Genomic DNA, 19058 nt, shown 5'->3' with positions numbered 1-19058 from the left:
ACACCGCAACACCCACAGCCATCGCCGCATGCGACGCAGGGCTCACCACCCTGGCCGAGTACCAGATACCCATCACCGCAGACTCACCCATCGTCACCCTCCACCACACCATGGCCGCCAACGGCCGCCCCTGGGACTCCATGACACTCTGGCTCGAAGCCCACGACGGAACCTTCATCACCACCTACCAGTAGCCTCGGAACTTTCCACCTGCAAACGCAGCAATACTCTCTAAATTGACGTTCGCACCCCCGGATTACCGAGCCTGTGGAAATCGATGGAACCGAATCGGGGCGGCCTGCGTCTAATCATGTATGCGAGGAATGGACGAGCACCGACTTATCTGGCGGTCTATGGCGCTCGACTCCGGCGACACAACTACTGTCGGATGCCGGTGCCCGCGAGCGCGAACTGTTCCGCTGTCGCTCGCTGGCGGCGGGACTAGCTCTGGAGCGAAAAGCTTCCGGACCCGTCTTGAGCCACCAGTCCGCCGCGGCAATCCTCGGCCTATCCCTGCTGCTCCCCGATATGCGCACCGTGCACACCACGAACCGTGCACACCACGAACGGTCGTGCGGGCGGCAAAACAACCGACACTCGCGTGGTCCACGCGACGTCACTATCGTCAACGGGATTCGCGTGACAGCGCCCTTCGTGCGGGAGTCCCCCGCGAAGAGCTGGAGCGTCGACTGTCCGTGCCTCGTCGTCGAATTTCGGCTGCGCGCTACGCGCTGACTCACGCGAACGGGCTGTCGGACAACCCCGGAGAATCGTGGAGTCGCGCGCAAATGATCGAAGGCGGATTACCTCTGCCAATCCTGCAGTCGAAGTACCAACTGCAAGACGGCGCGACCGGGTTCGGCAAGTACCGTCGCGAGATGCTCAAGCCGGGGACCGAAGACGCGCTCACCGCCGAGAAGGTCCGCGAAGACCGGCTCCGTGATCTCGACCTCGGAGTGATCCGCGGTGGTGGGACCACCTGGTAAACCGCAGGCTCGTCGCTCACTTGAAGCTCAAACTGCCCCGCTGGGGTATCGCCCTGTGACGTTCGCTCCCTTCGTTGGTGTTCGCTCCCGTCGGGCGGGAGCGAACGTCGACGAAGGGAGCGAACGCGCGAACGCACCACCACTAAATCAACTTGGCTTCCACCGCACGTCTCCGCGACAGTGGACGCATGACGAAACGACTTCTCTCGTTGATGGTGAGGCTGGTGATCTACGGGGTCTCGATGGCGATGATCCTGCACGCCGGGCTCGGCAACATCCCGTGGGACGCCCTTCACCAGGGCATTGCCAACTAGTTGAACATGAAGGTCGGGGTCGTCACGATCATCGTCGGCGCCATCGTCTTGCTGACGTGGTTGCCGTTGCGGCAGCGGCCCGGGTTCGGGACCGTCGCGAACGTCATCGTGATCGGCCTCGCGTTCGACGCCGTCAGCCCTTACCTGCCCGACAGTCCGGCCGTGGTGATCGCCATCCCGATGATGCTTGGCGGCATTGTCCTCAACGCCTTCGCGACCGCCCTCTACATCGGGGCGCGACTGGGCCCTGGTCCGCGCGACGGGCTGATGACCGGCATCGTCGCGCGCACCGGATGGTCGGTGCGCGTGGTCCGTACGGTCATGGAAGTGGCGGTGGTCGTGATCGGCTTCTTCCTTGGCGGAACCCTCGGTATCGGCACGCTACTGTATGCGGTCGGCGTCGGCCCGCTAATCCAATGGTTTGCCAAGGTGATGGGGGTAACGGCAGCCGTCGAAGGCCACACGGCCGTCGAAGTGGAGACCGTCCCCGCGACCGACTAGCCCAGGTCCCGCCGGTTCCACCACCGCCATGCGAGCAGGCCGAACACGGCCGCTACGACAGCGGGCACCAGCAGCGGCAACACCGTGACCGGCTGCAGCGGAATCATCGGGACGTGCGTGAACGGCGAGATATCGCGCACCCACTGCGGCAGCCCCAGCATGGTCCCGAAGGGGCCAAGCAGCCACGAAGCCAACAGCAGCGGCCACCCCACCACCGCCAGCCGACCGCGGTAGGCAAAACATGCGACGGCCAGCATCATGGTCGCCGCGACAGCGGGGATCGACGCGGCCGCCACCCCGAACGCAGTCTGCGCGCTCGTCGCCCACCCAACACCCGAAAGGCCAGCACCCAGCACGATCGCCGCAGGCGCAGCGATCAGCGCCACCAACACGGCGACGCCAATCATCGTGGTTTGCGCCGCAAAATACCGACTGCGTGACACCGGATTCGCCAGCAGCATCTCCATCCGCCCGCTCGTCTCCTCCGACCGCCAGCGCGTCAGTAACGACACCCCCGCACCCACGGACGCCACCACGAGGAACGCGGTCATGGTCGAGAGAAAGATCTGTGTGAGCGTCCCGTTGGTACCCGCCGACTTCAGGAAATCGGTCACCGTCTGGTTGGTACCTGCAAGCGCTTCAACCTGATTGGTGACGATCCCGACGATGACGCCGTACGACGCGATCCCGATGGCCCAGGACGCGATCGTCGAACGATCCAGACGCCAGGCCAGCGCGAACGTCGACCGCAGTCCAGGAGCAGTCGCACGCCCGGCACGGTCGGCGACGAGGCCGCCGCCGAGGTCGCGGCGTCGTCGTACCGCAGCGGCCACAGCCAGCCCCACCGCCAGCATCCCCACCGATGCCAGCGCCGGCCAAAAGTTGTTCTTGTCGAACGGGGCGATCTCTTCTGCCCACCCGATCGGCGACGTCCAGCGCAGCCATCCGAGGCCGTCCACAGTGTCGGCCACACCGCGCAAAACGTAGCCAGCCATCACCACCCCGGACGCCGCACGATTGGCGATGCTGCTGTTTGGGAACACTTCCGCCGCCACCAGCGCGAGTCCGACTGCCGCCACGCCGGTACTGGCATACTGCGCGAACACTGCCAGCAGCGACACGAAGTCACCGCCCGGCGCAATCAAAAGGGTCGCTGCCATTGCCGCCGACGTCACCAGGACAAACCCAATCGCGACACTGACCGCAGCGACGACCGGTGCTACCGACCCGACAGCACCGGCGAGCACCAGCTCGGTCCGCCCCGCTTCTTCCTCCTTACGGGTCAACCGCACAACCGTCATCGCGGCGCACACCCCCAGCGCCGCGATCATGAACAGTCCCGCCCGCCACGACGTCAGCGCCGCCAGTGACTCCGACTGTGGGACATTCCCGAGGAGAAACTTGAAGGCCGCGTTGGTGCCAGCGGCCACCCGCAGGGATATCGCCTGCGCGGGATCGCCTTCCATCGCCGCAATCGTGGCCCCCGTCGACAGGCCGATCGCGACGAAAAGTACGACGGTGACGGGCGTGATGATCCGTTCCCGCCGCACATCCATCCGTGCGAGCAGTGGCCAACGGGTCACGGCAGCAGCGAACGCCGACGCCGTCATTCCCGCTCGGCTCCGCTGTAGTTCTGCAGAAACAACTCCTCCAGGCTCGGCGGCTCAATCGCCAGGCGCGTGACCCCCGCGCCCGACAGCGCGGCCGTCACCGCCGGGAGCGCGGCGTCGTCGACAGTGAACGTCACCTCGCCGTCCCCGAGCGGTTCGAGATCGTAGATACCGGGCAGGTTGGTCAGTCCCCCGCCAGCGGCAACCGCTGCCGTCACTCGGGATCGTCGCAGGTGACGAAGGTCGTCGAGCCGTCCGGCCTGCACGGTCCGACCTCCCCGGATGATCGTGACGGTATTGCACAGTTCGTCGACCTCGGCCAACAGGTGCGACGACATCAACACCGCAGCACCCCGTTGAGCTCGCTCAGTGACATTGCGGGCAAACTCCCGAACCATCAGCGGATCGAGGCCCGACGTCGGCTCGTCGAGCACCAGCAGGTCGGTATCGGCGGCGAGCGCGGCAATCAGCGCGACCTTCTGCCGGTTGCCTTTCGAGTACGACCGTGACTTCTTTGTGGGGTCGAGTTCGTAGCGATCAATCAGTTCTGCGCGTGCCGGGAGTGTGGCCGGGTCGATACCGCGCAACTGCAAGAGCAGGTCGATGCATTCCCCGCCGGTGAGTTGCGGCCACAAGGTGACGTCACCGGGAACGTACGCGATCCGGCGGTGAATGGCGACGGCGTCGCGGTGCGGATCCATACCGAAGACCGTGGCGGTTCCGCCATCATGACCGAGCATGCCGAGCAGGATGCGGATCGTCGTAGATTTGCCCGACCCGTTGGGGCCGAGGAAGCCAGCGACATCACCAGCTTCGACGCGCAAGTCGAGACCGTCGAGCGCAGTGAATTTGCCGAAGGTTTTTCGCAGTCCCTGCACGTCGATGACGGTTGAGCCTGCGGTGTCCGCGTGAGTCACCCCACGATCGTAGGCCGCTGACGCGCAGGATACCGGCGGTCTGTTTTAGAATCGTGACCATGACCGATACTGCAATCACGCTGCCAGCCGAACTCCTTCCCTCCGATGGCCGCTTCGGCTGCGGGCCGTCGAAGGTCCGCCCCGCCCAGCTGCAGTCCCTCGTCGACACCGGAGCCTCGGTATTCGGCACCAGCCACCGCCAGGCACCCGTGAAGAACGTTGTTGGCGATATTCGCTCCGGCCTGTCCGACCTGTTCTCGCTGCCCGACGGCTACGAGGTTGTCCTCTCCAACGGCGGCACCACCGCATTCTGGGATGCCGCAGCCTTCGGCCTGATCCGCGAGCGCGCCCTCAACCTGACGTACGGCGAGTTCTCGTCGAAGTTCGCGACCGTCTCGAAGAAGGCACCCTTCCTAGCCGACCCGAAGGTCATCTCCACCGACCCGGGCACCGCGCCGGATCCGGCCGCACTGACCGCCGCCGATGTCGAAGGTGTTGACCTCATCGGCTGGGCACAGAACGAGACCTCCACCGGCGTGGCCGTGCCCGTGCTGCGCCCGGCTGTCGCAGGCGACGCACTCGTCGCGATCGACGCCACGTCCGCCGCTGGCGGCCTGCCCGTCGACATCGCGCAGACCGACGTCTACTACTTCGCGCCGCAGAAGAGCTTCGCCTCCGACGGTGGTCTGTGGGTCGCCATCATGAGCCCGGCTGCCCTGGCACGCGTCGCCGAGATCAAGGAGTCGGGCCGCTGGTGCCCCGAGTTCCTGTCGCTGCCGACCGCCGTCGACAACAGCGCCAAGAACCAGACCTACAACACCCCGGCGCTGGCATCGCTGCTGCTGTTCAAGAACCAAATCGAGTGGATGAACACCAACGGTGGCCTCGACTTCTGCACCGGCCGCACCGCCGATTCCAGTGCGCGCCTGTACAACTGGGCCGACGCCAGCGAATTTGCCAGCCCGTTTGCTGACGGCCCGCACCGTAGCGCCGTCGTCGGCACCATCGATTTCGCCGACAACATCGACGCAGCCGCGATCGCCAAGACGCTCCGCGCGAACGGCGTCGTCGACACCGAGCCCTACCGCAAGCTGGGCCGCAACCAACTGCGCATCGGCATGTTCCCGGCCATCGAGCCCGAGGACATCAGCAAGCTGACGCAGTGCATCGACTACATCGTCGAGCGACTCTAGTTTCTCTCGCCAGACCGCAATGCTGCCCGTCGAAACTTTTCGGCGGGCAGCATTGCTTTCAGCACGCCAGTAGGCTATTAACCGCGTGTCCACCCATCGTTTGTCACAAAAGTTAACTAGGGTGGGCTACGTCCGCGTACGTCGTGACCGGAGGAGGAGTCGATGCGCGAATTGCACGCCGACCGCTTAGACTCCGACGGTTCACACATCGTCGTCATGGATCTTGAGTCGGGTGAGGAGTTCATCATTCCTATCGACAAAACCCTCCGTTCCCTGGTTAATCCAGCAGAACCGGGTACACCCACGGCACCGGAACCGCCGATGCCCGATGCCAACAGTCCCGCCACCGGCGTCACCGAACCAGAGCAGCGCGCCGCCGCGGCCCCGAGTTTGACGCCACGGGAGATCCAAGGTCGTATTCGTGCCGGATCGTCGGCCGAAGAGTTAGCGGTGGCCACCGGTGTCAGCGTCGACAAGATCACCCGCTTCGCCCACCCCGTTCTGCTTGAGCGCGCACGCGCGGCCGAGTTGGCGCGCGCCTCCCATCCGCGCAGCGTCGACGGCCCCGTTGCCGGGACACTCGGCGAGATTGTCGCCGAATGCCTTGCCCTGCGCGGTATCCCGGCACAGAAGTCCGAGTGGGATGCGTGGCGCAGCGAATCCGGTCAATGGATGGTGCAGGTGCGGCCAGACCCCGCCGATGAGGCCACCGCACGCTGGCGGTTTACCCCCGGCTCACACGGTGGCATCACCGAACCGATGGACGATCTGGCCGTCGAACTGACCGAACCCGAGCTCGCGCGCACTGTGCGGCGACCGGTTGTCGCGCCGGTGCCCGTCGAACGAGACCCCGAGCCCGAGCCAGCACCCCGACCGTCGCCGCCTTCGCGCGAGATCGATGCTGAAGGCCACGAGTTCGTGACCGTCGACGCCGACGATCTCACCGAACAACAACAGCAGCGACGACGCGGCCCACAGTTCGACGAAGTCCTCGATCTCAGGTACGACGACGAGACACGGGTTGAAGCCCCGACCCCGCGAGAAGAAAATGAATCAACCACCCCGCGACACCGTGGCAAGCGCGCGACGCCAACGGTCCCCGCGTGGGAAGATGTGCTGCTCGGTGTACGCAGCCATCCGAACGACTGATGCGACTGGGAGACTCGGTGCTGCCGAATATTTCTGCACTCTGGTTTGTTGACTGCGCCGATCCGGCAGCCGAGTTGCGGTCGGGTGTCTACATCGACCCCGCCCGGACGATGGACCTCATGGAACGCGCCTTCGCGGACAACGAGGTGACGCCGATCGGCACCGCCGACTTAGCGTCCGCCGCCGACAGCGCCGAGAACCGAGTTTTTGCGGCCCATTTTGGCCGACTCGCGGTGATCGCCGGGACCAGTCTGCATACCGCAGATCCGACGGAACTGTCGTCGTACCTCACCGATCTCGGCTTCGGAGAGTCGTGGGTGCTGATTTCCCTGGATCCCACGTCGGACACCGGCTGCTTTGCCCGTTGGAGCCGCGGCGACCTGCAGCGCGCCTTCGCTGGCACCTCGACTCGCATTGGCGAAGACACTGGCCTGCCCTATCCGTTTGAACGTCCGTTCTGGGCTGGCGAGCGTCCGCAGTCCCACGAGACCCACGATCCGCTGGCGTTGCCGTTCCATCCCGGATGGCTCGCCGACGCCGCCCAGCGCACCTGGTTTGGTTTTGGCTTCGGCGATACCGACGAGGGCAGCGTGGACCCAACCCAGATTCCCGTCACCGTCTACCGCATCGGCCCCGACGACGGCTTCGACAACATCATCGAAACGTCGGTGTCGCTTCGTCGCACCACCGCCTCGACTGAATCGTCGACACCGGGCACCTCGGAACAAGAAGCCGAGACCGAACCCGGCCCGACCGTTGTCCCGGAACTAGTCTCGGCGGTGGTCCCGGGCACCGGCGAGTCGGAAGCGGAGCAAACCGCCCCCATCGAACCGGTCAGCGATTCCCCCGCCCCGAAGGCCGGCCCCATCTCCCGCTACTTCGGTTTCCGCGGGCGGCTTTAACCGGCCCACTTCCCGCTTTTCTAGCGCGCCCCGTTGTCCCGCATTTCTGTCACAAAACAACCAAACCAACGCCGAACCGGGCGATCGGTGACGGTTGTGCAGGTCGACGGCCGCGTTTTGTGACAGAAATGTGCGACAACGCGCGCAGCCATTCCCCGATCTACGACGCCGCCAGCTAGCGCCGGGCGCGTTCGTAAAACGCGATCGCAGCGGCCGTCGCGACGTTCAACGAGTCCGTCCCGCGGGCCATCGGGATGCGGGCTCGGACGTCGCAGCGTCGCATCGTGTGCTCAGCCAAGCCCGGACCTTCCGCGCCGACCAAAAACGCCACCCTGCCGCCGGTCACCGCATCCGCGAGGGGCACACTCCCCACCCCCGGCGTCAGGGCGACGGTCGTGAAACCGTTGTCGCGCAACAGGTCCAGATCACCGGGCCATGCCTCCGACCGCGCAAACGGCACCAGCAACGCGTGGCCCATCGACACCCGCACGCACCGTCGGTACAGCGGGTCGGCACTGCCCGCACCAAAGATCACCGCGTCCACGCCCAGGCCCGCAGCGTTACGGAAGATGCTGCCAATGTTCTCGTGATCGTTGACGCCCTCAAGCACAGCGACCGTCTCGGCACCGTCGATGATGTCCGGCACCGCCAGTTCAGTGGGCCGTCGTGCCGCTGCCAGCACACCGCGGTTGAGGTGAAACCCGATCACATCCTTCATCACCTCGGCGCTCGCCCGATAGAAGGGCACACCCGCCAGCGCGGGGTTCTTCAGGTCGTCCACGAGCTCGCCCAGCCGTCGACTATTGCCGAAGAACGCATGCGGCGCGAAACGCGAGGCGATCATGCGCTGCACCACCAAGACGCCCTCGGCGATAACGAGGCCCTTCCCCACCCGGCCACCCGGCAGTGCAGGCACATCGGGGCGACGATCCACCGAGTTCAGATCGCGGAAGTCGTCGACGCGCGGATCCGCCGGGTCATTAATGTCGATGACGTCAACGGCAAGCTCGTCGGTCGGGACAGCATCGTTCAAATTCACCCGTCAACGGTTTCATACCCGTGCCGAGCGCCGGTCGCCGCATCGGTCAGCGACGGCTTTGAGACAATGAACGAGTGAATACGCCAACTCCGCACCCCACCGAACCGCTGTCGCTGGAACGGCCGCGGGATGACGACTGGCCCGAAATTCTCGCCATCGACGCACGTGCTTTCGCGCTCCCGCAGCCGCTGCCCAACGATGAGATGATCGAATTCCGCGACCGGGCCAGCGAAGGCGACACGGTGGTCGTGCGCGATACCGCGACCGACGGTCAGCCCATCGTGGCTGTTTCGCTGTACTTTCCGGTCCCCCTCACGGTGCCTGGCGGTGCTGTCGCTGCCACGGCGGGACTGTCGTGGGTGTCGGTCTCGGCCACCCACCGTCGACGCGGGTTGCTTCGGCGCATGCTGACCGAGCATTACCGCGTGTGGCGCGAACGCGACTTCCCGCTCGCCACCCTGACCGCGTCGGAGGGCGGGATCTACGAGCGGTTCGGGTTTGGGCCCGCCGTCTTTACCCACCAGGTGCGGATCGCGCCGTCGGCCGCCAACTTCCGGACGCCGGCCCCCGCAGATTCGCGGGTCCGTTACGGTTCCGCAAGCCAAGTCGCGAAGCATGTTCCGGCGGTGCACGCCCGCTGGGCTGCCAGCCGTAACGGCGCGATTACCCGCCCCGACACGTGGTGGCCGTCGATCCTCGCCGACCGCAGCTTCCGTCGGAACTCGCAAACCTCCGACCTGCACTACCTGCTGCACGCCGACGGGTACGCCGCCTACCGCATCGACGCGCGTGACAAGACCGCCATCGTCGACGACATCGTCACCGCGACCGATCAAGCCCACACCGACCTGTGGCGTGTCCTGACGAGCCTGGACCTGATTTCGTCGGTCACCGCGACCATTCCCGTCGACGATCCGCTGCCGCACAAGCTGACTAATGCGCGCGCCGTCCAAGTGCAGGGCCGCGCCGACGAATTGTGGGTGTCGATCCTCGACGTGAAGGCCGCGTTAGAAATGCGGACCTACGGTGCCGACGGCGCGCTCGTCATTGACGTCACCGACAGTTTCGGCGACCGCGCGGGCCGGTACGCACTGACTGTCGTGGGTGGCGCGGGCACCGTCGCCCCAACCGACGCCGATCCCGACGTGCGCTTGGATATTTCGGCACTGTCGAGCGTCTACCTCGGCGGAATTGGGGTGCGGGAGCTGGCGCAAGCCGACCGGATCGACGCCGATGCGGAAGCCACCGCACTGTTGGCCACCATGTTCACTGTTACCGAAGCCCCGTTCGCCGGAACGTACTTCTAGAAGTCGCGGGGCGTCGTCGTAGATCGCCTGTGCTCCCCGCTCCAGGATCCGATTTTGGCGTTCGCGGCCCCCTCATTTTCCCCCTTTTCTGTCGCGAAACGCGACCAAGCGACGACCAGACCGTCACCGATCGCAGTGATCGGTGACGGTCTGATCGAATCGTGACAGAAAAGGGAAATGAGGCGGAGCCGAAAAACGCCCGAACCGCCCCGCTAACTGATGAGGTCGGAGATGGGGCCGCGGGCGAAGTAGACGATGAAGAGGGCGGCGACGATGTAGAGGAGCGGGTGGATTTGCTTCCACTTGCCCTGGCCGACGCCGATCGCGACCCAGCTGATGAAACCGATGCCGATGCCGTTGGCGATCGAGTACGTGAACGGCATACCGACGATCGTCAAGAAGGCCGGGAGCGCGTACTCGAACTTCGTGAAGTCGATGTCGCGGATCTGACCCATCATCAATGCGCCGACAATCACCAGCGCGGGAGCAACCGCCTCCATCGGGATCACCTTGTACAGCGGGGTAAAGAACATCGCCGCCAAGAACAACACGCCCGTCACGATGTTCGCCAGGCCCGTGCGCGCACCTTCGGCAATGCCGGCCGACGATTCCACAAACACCGTGTTCGACGACGACGACGCCGCGCCACCGACGATCGCGCCCGTACCTTCCACGACCAGCGCCTTACCGATACCGGGGACGTTGCCGTGCTCGTCGGTGAGTCCGGCTTCTTTACCGAGGCCGGTCATGGTGCCCATGGCGTCGAAGAAGTTCGACAGCACGAGGCTGAACACGAAGACGCACGCAATCAGGACGGTGACGTGCTCAAACGCGCCCGAGAAGGCTCCGAACAAGTCCACTTGACCCACGAGGCTGAGGTCGGGCATGCCGCCGACACCGTCGGGCATCTTCGGAATATTCATGGCCCAACCACCATTGCCGTCCGCCGCGCGACCCAAGCCCATAATCGATTCGACGATGATCGACACGACCGTCATGATGACGATTCCCAACAGCAGACCACCGGGCACCTTGCGGACCACCAGGATTGCCATCAGCAGCACGCCGACGACGAAAATCAGCGTGGGGACGGTCGCGATGGAACCGTCAGCGCCAAGTTGGACGGGCGGAGCGTGCGAGTCGGCCGGTCGCGTCACAAAGCCCGCGTTAATGAGGCCGACAAACGCAATGAACGCACCAATACCCGCGGCGATCGCCGACTTCAATTCGTCGGGCACCGAGTTCAGCACGGCCGTACGGACGCCGGTAAGACCAAGCAGCACGATGATGATGCCGTCGATAACCACCAGGCCCATCGCTGCGGGCCAACTCATCTGCGGCGCGATCGTCACCGCAAGGAGGCTGTTAATACCGAGGCCGGCGGCGATGGCGAATGGATAGTTCGCGACCATGCCGAAAATAATCGACATGACACCGGCAACCAGGGCGGTCACCGCCGTCACCTGCAAAACCGGCAGCACATTACCGAGTGCGTCCGCATTCATCGGTTCGCCCGGAATACCGCCGATGATGATCGGGTTCAGCACGACGATGTACGCCATCGTGAAGAAGGTGACGAGGCCGCCGCGCATTTCGCGCGAGATCGTCGAACCGCGTTCGCTGATCTTGAAATAGCGGTCCAGGACATTGGTTTTGGTCCCGGGATCGGCGTCTTGCGGTTCCTTCTCGGCTGGATCGCTCATCGGCGCGTCCTCACTGTCGAATCGTCACGAGTTCGACCAATTCTTACCTATCGCCACCGCCCCCACGTCGTCGCCCGTACAGAAAGCTACGATCGAGTCATGTCGGACGAGTCGCAGATCCCCCCGCTGCCGGAAAAACTGCGGGCCCCCGAACCAGTCATCGTGGTCGGCATGGTGATCTGGGCGGTCGCGACGCTGGTGGTGTGGCTCGGCAATATCGGCCCCGACCGCGCCCTCACCGTGTGTTTGGTGGGCCTGGTGGTCGGCCTCATGGGAACCACGTTGGTGCTGGTACAGAAGGCCGCGGTTCGACGTGGCTCGCGCGGAGCTCAGGAAGGGCTCGACGTCCCCTGATCGGTACCTGACTTCGGTTCCGCCAGCGGCGTTGCTTCAGGCTGCGGCGCTGCTTCTCGCTGAGGGGACGTCGCTTCTCGCTGAGGGGATGTCGGCTTCGCGAACCTCCCGGCAACTCGCCTGCCTGGTTCGGGTGCGCTGCGCGCGGAAACATTCACCGAGCGTTTGGTGCCGACACGCAACAGTGCCGGCCGACGGATCAGTTGGTCGTGGGCAAACAAGCACAGCACGAGCCAGAGAATGCCAAAGATCCAGCCGAACAGCACATCCGACATCCAGTGAACGCCCAGGTAGACCCGACTTAATCCAATGAGCACGACGAGACCTGGCGCCCACAGCAGAACCGCCGACCGAGCCCTCACCCGCGGAAACAGCCGGAACACAATGACCGCGGTGAGCCCGTAAACGACGGTGCTGAGCATCGCGTGACCGGACGGAAATGATGCACCCCCGACATCGATAAGACGATCCTCGACAGGTGGTCTGGGGCGGGCGAAAGTTACTTTCAGGATCAACATCATGACGTAGGCGCTAATTGCACCAAGCACGATGAGGGCCGACAGGTCGATCCGATTGCTGAGCCACGTCAAGACCAGCACGCCAATCACGACGAGTGTCAACGTCAGCGTGTCGCCGAATACCGTCACCAGGTGCACGATCGACGTCAGCGGCTCGTGACGGGACTCCACCACCCAGTCGGTGATGCGATTATCAAACGAAAATTGCTGCACTGCGCCCTCGGCCTGCTCTCCGACGATTCGTATCCGGTACTAACCGTACTGGCTCAAGCGGCTCAATTCCGATCGCCGCACCCTGTTCTCAGGGTCGCGATCGTGCGAGGTGGACTGTGCCAGTGTCGTCGACCCAGATCGGCACGCGATGACTGCTCACCCGGTCCTGGTCTGCCGAGTCATCATCCGCGTCTTCCATGTCGCTGTCACCGTCGGTAATTCGGACGAGCAGGTCGTCATGGAGCACCACCTGACGCGGCCCGACCATGCCGGACGCAGCCAGGAGTACGACCGCCTCAGCCGAATCGGGATCGACGGCCTCGCCAGCGAGGTCGGGCAACGCTTGATAGGCCTCGGACGCGATCGGCACATCGAGTAGTTCTGCCAGGTGTGCGGCCGCCTCCGGCAGCGGTGGCAGTCCCGGCAACACGGCACGACTGTGCGGTACCACGGCCACCCACCACGGTTCCGGCACCACCACCGCGTCGCCCGCCACCGTGCCCGCCAGGGTGCGAGCACCCGTCGGCGGCTCTACGTCGGCGACGCGGTATCGGCCGTCGGTCAGTCCGGCAACGAGTGCGGTGTGGGCGCGGATGGCCACTCCGGGTTCAACGGCCCGGTCCGGGTCCGCGAGGGCACTGAGCCAATCGCTCGCATCGTCAGCATCGTCCGGCAGGTCGCCGACAAGAAGTCCGGCGGCTGCGTCGGGCACGTCGATGGCGTCGAAGAGTCCGCGCATCGCGCTGTTGTCGACGGACCTGAGATGCCGCAGCGGGGTGCCGCCAATTTCCGCGTAGCGACGCAACCACCAGCGGGTATAGCCACCCAGCAGCAGTGGCGCGGTGGCCTCGTCGGTGGCCAACAGCGACAGTGCGCGCGACCAGCGATCCGGGTCAACAAGGTCGAGGTCGCGGACCGCATGCACCTCCTCTGGCGGCACCTCGTGGCTGTCCCACCATTGACCTTCGTCCGGAAGGTCGTGGTCGGGGGCCACCGGGCCAGGATCGTGAACGACGGAGAAGCCCCATCCGACGCCCAACCGCAGCAAGGCGCGACGGTCGTACTTTTCGACGACGCTCGCGGCGACTGTCCCAAACGGCGAGTCCTCGACGAGGACTTCGACGAGCGGGCTGTCGGGTAGGAGGAGTTCGTCGGCGGGCCAGAGTTCCCCGTCGTCGCCGAGCAGTTCGAGGCTGCCGAGCGCCGCGGGCGCAGGCCCGGCATCCGGGAGCGACAGGAGACGAAGGACCACATCGGCGAGGTTGCCGTGCGGGTTGTCACCGTCGAGTTCAGCGGCCAGGCTCGGATCGTCCAGGGCTTGCGCGGGAGTGATGCGGGTGAGGCCGAGACGCTCCAGCAGCGGATCGTAGGCGGCCGGTGCCACCGTCGGAACCCAGGTGAGGACCGGCGGATCGTCGATCGCGTCGAGTCCGTCGACGAGAAATAGCCCGCGGCAGCCGACATGCATCCGTCCGTCTGCACGTGGAACGGGAAGTGCGCCAAGCTCTTCGGTGTCCCGCGAGTCAACAACCGATCCCGACAAAGCCGCGTACAGCCTTGCCCACCAGGTCGGATCCTCACCCCCAACGCCGGACAGCAACTCGGCGAGATCGGCCAACCCCAGCTGCCGGGCACCCAAACCCACCAGCAGTGACGCCGTCACCCGGTCACTGACGTCAGGGTGCGCGAGCGGTTCAAGCACCTCCCCGAGCAGGTCCGCGAGATCGGCGGTAAGCCCCGGAAACACCCAGGTGCGCTCCGGTGCCAAAGCCTCCCCCGTCGTCGACGGCACCCACCGGGCACGCGTCAACTCCGCACGAACCGCGTGTCGCAGTGCGCCGTCGACACGTCCCGCTGCCAGAGCTGGCGGCGGAATCACCGCCTGCTTCTGATCGTCGGGAACCAGCGCCACCAACTCCGGATAGCCCGCCGCCGCAGGAGCCACGTCGGTACCCGGATGCAAGTCGCGGCGGTCGGGCGTCAACGGCAGATTGGTGATGACGCGCGCAGGCAGCGTCAACTCGATGTCGGTGGCCGTCGGGCTGCGCAGCACGTCACGCTCAAGTCCGACGACGCGGCCACCGTGCAGCGGAACCAGCCATCGCGTCCCGGACGAACGGGCCACCAGCCACGCGCGGTGGTCGTGGCCGTCACGGGTGATGCGGACGCTCTCCCCCTCGTCAAGGCGCCGGAACACCGTGCCGCCAGCGTCGATCTCGTCAATCGACTCCAGCTCTAGGAGCAGGTCAGGGGCCTGATCGACCGATTCGGCCACCAGCGCGGCAGCCGCTTCGGGGTCGGCGACCGTCAGAATGATCTCGGTGTCGAAACCCGCCGACACCTCCACGTCCGACGGCCACGCCAGTCGTTGCGCTGGCAGTCGTTCCACATCGACGTCGGGGGCAAAGTCAGCGACTGCGGCAGCGGTGCGCTGGCGGTCGAACACGATGGATCCGCTGCGCGAGGCGATCACCACTCGCGAGGCAAGCGATGTGGCGCGGAACCCCATGCCAAACCGGCCGACTGTCGTGGCTTCGGCATCGGGGTGCTTCGGAGAGACGCGCAACGCCGTCAGCGACTGCACACCCGCAACCGTGAGCGGCGCGCCGGTGTTGGCTACGTGCACGTCCGCTCCGTCAGCCCAGATACAAACCCGCCCCACAATGCCCGCAGTGCCCGCAGCGTCAGCGGCATTAGCTGCTAACTCGGTGAACAGTCGATCGCGATAGCCGATCTCGAGGAGTTCGGCTTCAGCGGCCGCATCTTCGGCCAGCCTGGTGGACGAAGTTCGCCAGCCAGTCAGGGTGGCGTCATTGAGTTCCGCGGTGCCAAACGGGTCCGCGGAATCAGGCTGGCGACTGCCCATTCTCCGGGGCCGACTCTTCGTTGCTGGCCGGGGTCGGCAACGTGACAATCTCGATGGCGCCGTCGTCGTAGGCGTCGTAGGCGGGGCTACCCTCGCCAGTTGGTGCCTTCACGTCCGAGTGCGCACCGCAACCGTACTCAACAGACACGACGCGGCCGTCGGCCGACAATTCGTTGGCGCAGACACCGAATCCGCCGTGCAGCGCACCCGCGATCGGCAGGTAGAAGCCGCACGTTCCGCACGAGTGGCGGGAGTTGCGCGCCATCGCCGAGGTAGGACCGTACTCGCCGTCGTACCAGCGCTGCGCCGCCTCGGCACGACCGTCAAAAGACAGCAGCCGTTTGCGGCCCAAGCCGATTTCGGCGTCGACCTGACCGACTTGGTCGCGGTCGACGGGGTCGATGTCGAGCGTGTCGATCTGGCCGGAGACCAGGCGGGGATCGTCGGCGGGTGCCGCCAACATGTCACCGGGGCTCAAGTCACCCGCTGCGACACGATCGACCCATGGGACCCATTCGGGTGCCAGCAGCGCGCCGTCGCCGGGAAGCAAGACTAGTTCGCTGACCGTGATCTCGTCCGACGCTGGGGCACCCGCGACGACAACGCACCACTGCCAGCCCCGATAGCCCGGGACCTGTGCGGAAAAGTAATGGGTGGCGGCGTATTCGCCCTCGGCCCGGGCACCCAGATGCTCACCGGGAATCTCGCCCTCGGCAACCAACGCTTCTCGGGCAAAGGCGACGGCGTCGACCAAGGCGCCGTTCTCGAATGCAACACTCACGTATCCAGTGTGCAATAGCGACCGGGGGGAATGCACGTCAGGGCCGATCGACCACGGCGTTTGCCCCATTAAGGACCCACTGCGACCCCCTGCGTTGCTGCCGATCTCCAACGCGATGGGCCCCAGACGCCCACGATCTTGGCTGTGACATGTCATCCAAACGACGGCGACGCGACGCCTGTTCAGCCCCGTGTCGGCAGCATAGGGAACAATTGAGTTTGTGAACTCCCGTCGATCCGGTGACGACCGCCCCAGTGGCGGTGGTCCGCAGCAACCTCCGCCACGTCAGCGGAGACCTGCACCGCATCCCGGCCAGGCCAATTACCCCGCCGATCCGCGTCCGCGCGTCCCGACCCGCCCGTTTGAGCAGGGTCCCCGACCCGACCCGCGCAGTCGCCCCGCGAGTGACGGCTATCTGCCGCCGCGGACCCGCAACCCGCATCTGCCGCCGCTCGAAGACCCCACCGAGTACATCCCGACCGGCCCCGGCGACAACAACACCGCGGACCCCGCGGGTCGGCGTGGTGCCGAGTACGTGCCGCCGGAAAAGGTCACCGTTGTCCGCGTGATGGCTCGACGCTCGCGATACTTCACCAAACGCGGCGTCGACATGGTGCAGCGTGCGGCCACCGCCGACGGTGCCGACCGTTCGGGCCTCACTGCGCTCACCATGCCGGTCATCGCTAACAGTGCGGTCGACGCTGCAATGGCCGTAGCCCTCGCCAACACCCTGTTTTTCGCGGCAGCGACCGCCGAGTCGAAAGTGAACGTTGGCCTCTACCTGGCGTTGACGATCGCGCCGTTCGCGCTCATCGCACCGTTGATCGGACCGCTGCTCGACCGTCTCCAGAATGGTCGTCGTATCGCGATGGCGAGTACGTTTGCGCTTCGCGCCGTACTGGGCCTGCTGATTATCGTGAACTCGTCGTGGGACGCCGACACCGGGCAACTGCAATACAAGCCGTGGGTCCTGTACCCGTGCGCCCTCGGGCTCATGGTGCTGTCCAAATCGTTCGGTGTCCTCAAATCGGCGATCGCGCCGCGAGTGCTGCCCCCAACCATCGACCTCCCGCGGGTGAACTCGCGGCTCACCACGTTCGGCCTCATCGCGGGCACCATTGTCGGTGGCGGCATTGCCGGCGCATTCGAAGTCGTGCTGGGCAAGGCGCTCCCGTTCCACATCCCGGGTGCCATGGTTTTCCTGGTGGTCATCGCCGTGATGGGCGGCTACTACTGCATGAGGATCCCGTCGTGGGTCGAAGTCACCGAGGGCGAAGTTCCCACCACCATCACCTACCGCGGCAATCCGGATGCCGAAGCACCGACCGAGCCTCACCAAAAGCCGAGCCTGTCGCGTCGTCTCACCGAAAAGATGCGACAGCCGCTGGGCAGGTCAGTCGTGACGGGGCTGTGGGGCAACGGCAGCATCCGCATCCTGACGGGCTTCATGACCCTCTACACCGCGTTCTACGCGAAAGCCCAGGAGCATGTCGGTTCTGGCTGGCAGCAGCTTCTCCTGTTGGGTGCCGTCGGTGCCGCGGCAGGCGTGGGCAACGCCATCGGTAACGGCGTCGGCACTAAGTTTGAGCTCCGGAATCCCACCAACATCGTGGTGATGTCGACCGCAGCAACGTTCGTCGGCTGCCTGTTGGCCGCGGTATTCAACAGTTTTGCCCTGGTGGTGGTCGCGGCGTTCATTGGTTCCGGCACGAGTGCCATCGCCAAGGTGTGCATGGACTCAAGCATCCAGGACGATCTCCCCGAGGAGTCCCGGGCGTCGGCGTTCGGTCGCTCGGAGACCGTGTTGCAGTTGTGCTGGGTGTTTGGTGCCACGCTGGGCGTGCTGCTGCCGACCGAACTGTGGATCGGTTTCAGCGTCGTTACCGCGTTCGTCGGCATTGGGCTGGTTCAGACGGTGCTCACCAGTCGCGGCAGCACCCTCGTCCCCGGGTTCGGTGGACGTCGCCCCGATCACGCTGCCCCCACGATGCCGATTTCGGTGCCGGACCATCTGCACCGCAACTGACTAAGACACCAGCCGCCATCCCCGACAGAAAAGGACCTTCACGTGTTGCAACCGGGAGACAAGAAAGCCCTCGCGATTCTGGGTGCGGTGATTGTCGCCGCACTGGTCATCATTGCGGGCGCCACCACGCTGCTGGTTCGCGGACACGAGAAGCCGCTCCCGACCGTCGCCTTCCAGGCTGGCGATGATCTCACGCAAGCATCGACCCCGCTCTGGTGTTCGGCCACCATGACGGACTGCAAGTTCGCGCGGGCCAACGGTGACGTGAGCCCGATCGTCGCCGATCATGCCGTCGCGATCGGCGATCAAGCCGTCATCAGCGTGCCGAAGGAAGTCGCCGACGGCCCGTGGGCACTCATCGCCGAGTACGCCACCAAGCAGGGCATCCAGCGCGTGCAGTACCTGCATATGCCGAACGAGATGTTCACGCAGGTCCTGCGTAGCGAGCCCGATCGTGTCCTGTTGGGCATCGAGGTTTCGGCAATTTCAGCGGTCATGGAGCAGGTGCCGGGCCAACCCGAGTCCACCGACGGCGACCTCGCTATCCGCGGAGTCTTCGCCGTCCGAACCCTCCCCGTCGGCTTCCAAATCCCCAACATGACCGAACTCCCCGGAGTGAAGGGCTAACGAGCCCCGCTCGCTCCGCTCCCTCGGTTCTCGCATGATGCGTCGATTCCCG

The 19058-nt window shown here is 65.4% G+C and carries 18 protein-coding genes; 11 read left to right on the top strand and 7 right to left on the bottom strand.

Features of this window, described 5'->3' with window-relative positions; all coding sequences use genetic code 11:
• From WBA38_RS06750 to WBA38_RS06735, 4 genes are all read left to right on the top strand, one after another.
• Positions 1-194, top strand: a 194-nt coding sequence (locus tag WBA38_RS06750; RefSeq protein ID WP_424322347.1) for a hypothetical protein, incomplete at its 5' end; no start/stop codon positions are given.
• 501 nt (positions 195-695) lie between these two features.
• A complete protein-coding gene (locus WBA38_RS06745; RefSeq protein WP_424322346.1) occupies positions 696-986 on the top strand; it encodes a hypothetical protein in 291 nt (96 codons plus the stop codon).
• A gap of 188 nt (positions 987-1174) precedes the next feature.
• Positions 1175-1300 carry a hypothetical protein gene (locus WBA38_RS06740; RefSeq protein WP_424322345.1) on the top strand — a complete coding sequence of 42 codons (126 nt, stop codon included), beginning with the start codon at positions 1175-1177 and terminating at the stop codon, positions 1298-1300.
• Between the two features lie 6 nt (positions 1301-1306).
• On the top strand, positions 1307-1801 hold the full coding sequence (locus WBA38_RS06735; protein WP_424322344.1) for a YczE/YyaS/YitT family protein: 495 nt from the start codon (positions 1307-1309) through the stop codon (positions 1799-1801).
• Here WBA38_RS06735 and WBA38_RS06730 read toward each other — a convergent pair.
• Together WBA38_RS06730 and WBA38_RS06725 are read right to left on the bottom strand one after the other, a co-directional pair.
• Positions 1798-3384: an ABC transporter permease gene (locus WBA38_RS06730; RefSeq protein ID WP_424294353.1), complete on the bottom strand. Its 1587-nt coding sequence runs from the start codon at positions 3382-3384 to the stop codon at positions 1798-1800. The two genes, WBA38_RS06735 and WBA38_RS06730, sit on opposite strands and share 4 nt — an antisense overlap.
• A 23-nt stretch (positions 3385-3407) precedes the next feature.
• The gene (locus tag WBA38_RS06725) at positions 3408-4328 is read right to left on the bottom strand and encodes an ATP-binding cassette domain-containing protein (RefSeq protein WP_424294352.1); all 921 of its coding nucleotides are present in this window, start codon (positions 4326-4328) and stop codon (positions 3408-3410) included.
• 59 nt (positions 4329-4387) lie between these two features.
• Here WBA38_RS06725 and serC point away from each other — a divergent pair, with 59 nt between their 5' ends.
• From serC to WBA38_RS06710, 3 genes are all read left to right on the top strand, one after another.
• Positions 4388-5521, top strand: coding sequence for a phosphoserine transaminase (gene serC, locus WBA38_RS06720; protein WP_424294351.1), 1134 nt, complete (start codon positions 4388-4390; stop codon positions 5519-5521).
• Positions 5522-5683: 162 nt separating this feature from the next.
• Positions 5684-6670: a septation protein SepH gene (gene sepH, locus WBA38_RS06715; protein ID WP_424294350.1), complete on the top strand. Its 987-nt coding sequence runs from the start codon at positions 5684-5686 to the stop codon at positions 6668-6670.
• Positions 6670-7572 (top strand): DUF6928 family protein, encoded by a 903-nt coding sequence (locus tag WBA38_RS06710; protein WP_424322343.1) that lies wholly within the window; start codon positions 6670-6672, stop codon positions 7570-7572. The genes sepH and WBA38_RS06710 overlap by 1 nt, the downstream gene beginning before the upstream one ends.
• A 175-nt stretch (positions 7573-7747) precedes the next feature.
• Here the strand turns inward: WBA38_RS06710 and WBA38_RS06705 are convergent, their stop codons facing one another.
• Positions 7748-8611 (bottom strand): TrmH family RNA methyltransferase, encoded by an 864-nt coding sequence (locus tag WBA38_RS06705; RefSeq protein ID WP_424294537.1) that lies wholly within the window; start codon positions 8609-8611, stop codon positions 7748-7750.
• A gap of 74 nt (positions 8612-8685) precedes the next feature.
• Here WBA38_RS06705 and WBA38_RS06700 point away from each other — a divergent pair, with 74 nt between their 5' ends.
• A complete protein-coding gene (locus tag WBA38_RS06700; RefSeq protein ID WP_424322342.1) occupies positions 8686-9918 on the top strand; it encodes a GNAT family N-acetyltransferase in 1233 nt (410 codons plus the stop codon).
• A 212-nt stretch (positions 9919-10130) separates the two neighbouring features.
• Here the strand turns inward: WBA38_RS06700 and WBA38_RS06695 are convergent, their stop codons facing one another.
• Positions 10131-11621, bottom strand: coding sequence for an NCS2 family permease (locus WBA38_RS06695; protein ID WP_424293332.1), 1491 nt, complete (start codon positions 11619-11621; stop codon positions 10131-10133).
• A 99-nt stretch (positions 11622-11720) separates the two neighbouring features.
• On the opposite strand from WBA38_RS06695, the gene WBA38_RS06690 reads away from it, so the two are divergent.
• Positions 11721-11975 carry a DUF2530 domain-containing protein gene (locus WBA38_RS06690; protein ID WP_424293333.1) on the top strand — a complete coding sequence of 85 codons (255 nt, stop codon included), beginning with the start codon at positions 11721-11723 and terminating at the stop codon, positions 11973-11975.
• Here the strand turns inward: WBA38_RS06690 and WBA38_RS06685 are convergent.
• The 3 genes from WBA38_RS06685 to WBA38_RS06675 form a co-directional block, all read right to left on the bottom strand.
• Entirely contained in the window at positions 11951-12706 is a 756-nt protein-coding gene (locus WBA38_RS06685) for a phosphatase PAP2 family protein (RefSeq protein ID WP_424293334.1), read from the bottom strand. The two genes, WBA38_RS06690 and WBA38_RS06685, sit on opposite strands and share 25 nt — an antisense overlap.
• Positions 12707-12794: 88 nt before the next feature.
• The gene (locus WBA38_RS06680) at positions 12795-15572 is read right to left on the bottom strand and encodes a sacsin N-terminal ATP-binding-like domain-containing protein (protein WP_424293335.1); all 2778 of its coding nucleotides are present in this window, start codon (positions 15570-15572) and stop codon (positions 12795-12797) included.
• Entirely contained in the window at positions 15553-16353 is an 801-nt protein-coding gene (locus tag WBA38_RS06675) for a DUF3027 domain-containing protein (protein WP_424293336.1), read from the bottom strand. Before WBA38_RS06675 ends, WBA38_RS06680 begins: the two co-directional genes overlap by 20 nt.
• 220 nt (positions 16354-16573) lie before the next feature.
• Between WBA38_RS06675 and WBA38_RS06670 the strand changes: the two genes are divergently transcribed.
• Together WBA38_RS06670 and WBA38_RS06665 are read left to right on the top strand one after the other, a co-directional pair.
• Complete coding sequence (locus WBA38_RS06670) at positions 16574-18379, top strand: MFS transporter (RefSeq protein WP_424293337.1); 1806 nt, start codon at positions 16574-16576, stop codon at positions 18377-18379.
• 42 nt (positions 18380-18421) lie between these two features.
• Positions 18422-19006: a DUF2771 family protein gene (locus WBA38_RS06665; protein WP_424293338.1), complete on the top strand. Its 585-nt coding sequence runs from the start codon at positions 18422-18424 to the stop codon at positions 19004-19006.
• Positions 19007-19058: the final 52 nt, after the last annotated feature.

It is taken from the genome of Gordonia sp. (in: high G+C Gram-positive bacteria), assembly GCF_049647785.1.
GTDB lineage: Bacteria > Actinomycetota > Actinomycetes > Mycobacteriales > Mycobacteriaceae > Gordonia.
Note: the sequence above shows the minus strand (reverse complement) of the source record. Positions and strands in the feature narration are given on the sequence as shown.